This window comes from Longimicrobium sp., from assembly GCF_036554565.1.
Classification (GTDB): Bacteria; Gemmatimonadota; Gemmatimonadetes; order Longimicrobiales; family Longimicrobiaceae; genus Longimicrobium.
This window is the reverse complement of the sequence record NZ_DATBNB010000119.1, coordinates 1-1,700: the sequence shown is the minus strand read 5'-3', so window position 1 is coordinate 1,700 and position 1,700 is coordinate 1. Positions and strand designations below refer to the sequence as shown.

Genomic DNA, 1,700 nt, shown 5'->3' with positions numbered 1-1,700 from the left:
GGCTGGGTGCCCCTCCGCGGCTCTACAGTTATCCTCCGCGCCTCCGCGTGAAAGAATCACACGGTGCGGAGCCGCGCTCAGAGCGCCGGCACGACCTTGCCGTCGAAGATGCGGATGCGGTTGCCATCGAGCCTGGTGATCTCGAAGAATGCGTTGTCCTCGTTGAACCCGAGCGACATCTCCTGGAGCAGCCGTATCCCGACCTTCTCGCCCAGCAGCAGCGACTCGGTGTGGTCGGTGCGCCAGTGCACGCCCGCCGCGTTGCGAAACAGCGAGATGTTGCCGGCCAGCTTGTTCAGCTCGCCCCCGACGGTCATCTGCCCGGCGTCCGTCCCCGAGTACGGGATCAGCGCCAGTCCGTCAGAGCGGGCGTGCAGCGGATTCTCGATGGCCTTGGTGTCGTCGAAGAACGCCTTGAGAATGGTGGCCATGGCACCGGAGCCGCTGGCGTGGCCGGCGCCGTACGCGGGGTGCGTGGGTGCGCCCTCGGGGTACGCCTGCGGCAGCAGGTACGACGACGGAAACCGCTCGCCCGCGTGGCCGAAGTACGGGGACAGCCCCCCGGTCAGCAGCGAGTCCGTGATGCTGGCGTGGACGGGATAGGTGCCCCGGCCGGCGATGATGTTGTCGATGCGCCCGCCGTACTCCTCGGGGCGCAGGCGGCGGTGCACGCCCCACTTCTGCCACCATACCGCCCGCAGGGCCCGGCCCAGCACCTCGCCCAGGACCTGCAGCAGGTGTGTGGGGCCGAAGGTGGCGAACCCGCCCTGCGTCCGCGAGCGCGTGCCGGGAAGCGGCGGCATGTACGGGTTGCCCTGGTCGTACGGGAACTCGCCGTCGATCTGCGGGCGCCCGGTAATGCCTGCCTGGAGCGCGAGTTGGTTGCCGGTGGGCTCCGACATCAGGATCCAGGCGGCGTTGTAGAACGCGTCCAGAACCTGGTCGAAGTGCACGAACGTGGCGCCGTCCCGCAGGTTTCGGATGAACCTCCGGGAGGTGTCGAACGCGTCCAGCCCGCGCTTGTCGACGCCGTTCTGCACGTCGCGCCACCAGGTGAAATCCGTCAGGTAGTCCGCACCGGCCGCCGCGGGAATCTGCCGCTGGTCGATCACCCGCGAGCCGTACGAGATGAATCCCTCGTTGGCGTCGCGCCCCAAGCCGTCGGGCTTGCGCGGGTCGGTGTTGCCTTTCAGCAGGAACTGCGACACGTACGGCCCCACCTGCTCGCCTGCGAAGATGCCGCGGAACACGTTCTGCGCGGTGACAGGCGTGGTGCCCCCAAACTGGGGGAACTCGCTGTTCAGCGAGGCCACCGCCGCGGCGATGTACGGGTCGGTGGCATAAGTGGCGAAGTGGACGTCGCGCGCCACCGCCATCCAGTACAGCTCACCCGCCTCGTGCGCGGCGACGATGCTGTCGAAACGCGGCGCGGGCGGAAGCGTCAGCTCCTGCGCGTTGGGGCCTTCGATGTCGAAGGCCAGCCCCGCCTGCGGGTTGGTGAGCTTCACCGCCGAGGGAGAGCCCAGGATGATCTCCTCGAAGTCCGCCGGGTCGCGGCTTTCCAGCGCGCGGAGCATCGAGGCGTACGAGATGGCGTCGGGGTTTCCCGCGGGGTCGTGCTTCAGGCTCTTGGAGTAGCTGCCCGCCAGCGAGTCGGGGTAGTTCACCTCGTCGTTGTTGTTGGCGTGCTCCTCGTGGCG

General features: G+C 68.5%; 1 protein-coding gene. It reads right to left on the bottom strand.

Going from position 1 to position 1,700, the window contains the following annotated elements; genetic code table 11:
• Positions 1-77: 77 nt before the first annotated feature.
• The coding region (locus VIB55_RS03245; protein ID WP_331875230.1) for a vanadium-dependent haloperoxidase at positions 78-1,700 on the bottom strand (1,623 nt) is incomplete at its 5' end.